Origin of the sequence: Hymenobacter terrenus, assembly GCF_000972495.1 — a bacterium.
Classification (GTDB): Bacteria; Bacteroidota; Bacteroidia; order Cytophagales; family Hymenobacteraceae; genus Hymenobacter; species Hymenobacter terrenus.
In genome coordinates this window covers 1-349 of record NZ_LATM01000169.1, presented here as the reverse complement: position 1 = coordinate 349, position 349 = coordinate 1, and the positions used below count along the sequence as shown (strand labels likewise).

1 protein-coding gene is annotated in these 349 nt (G+C 54.2%); it reads right to left on the bottom strand.

Annotated elements, in window-relative coordinates; all coding sequences use genetic code 11:
* Positions 1 to 18: 18 nt before the first annotated feature.
* Positions 19 to 282, bottom strand: coding sequence for an IS66 family insertion sequence element accessory protein TnpA (gene tnpA, locus WX88_RS26975; RefSeq protein WP_046247531.1), 264 nt, complete (start codon positions 280 to 282; stop codon positions 19 to 21).
* Positions 283 to 349 lie beyond the last annotated feature (67 nt).

Here is a 349-nt window from a genome sequence, read left to right as displayed (position 1 = left end):
GCCGCGCCGCAGGGCGGGCTACTTTTTTCGCAAAATCTCCTTAATGGCTTGGTTTTCCAAGCTCAAGTCGGCGAACATCTGCTTGAGCCGCCGATTCTCCTCTTCCAGGTGTTTGAGCCGGGTTAATTCGGCGACGCTGGCCCCGGCGTACTTGCTTCTCCACGTATAAAACGTGGCCTCGCTCAGGCCGTGCTCGCGCACAATTTGGGCCACCGTTTGGCCACTTTGCTGCTGTTGCAAAATCGCCACAATTTGGGCTTCGCTGAATCGTCCTTTTTTCATGGGTCAGTCGTTGGGTAGTGAAAATACGCTTCTCTCTACTTCTGACTGGCTCTCTGTTTAGGGAAGC

Bases quoted from the DNA above. Each gene is read 5' to 3' on its own strand.
- tnpA (WP_046247531.1), bottom strand. From the start codon at position 282: ATGAAAAAAGGACGATTCAGCGAAGCCCAAATTGTGGCGATTTTGCAA.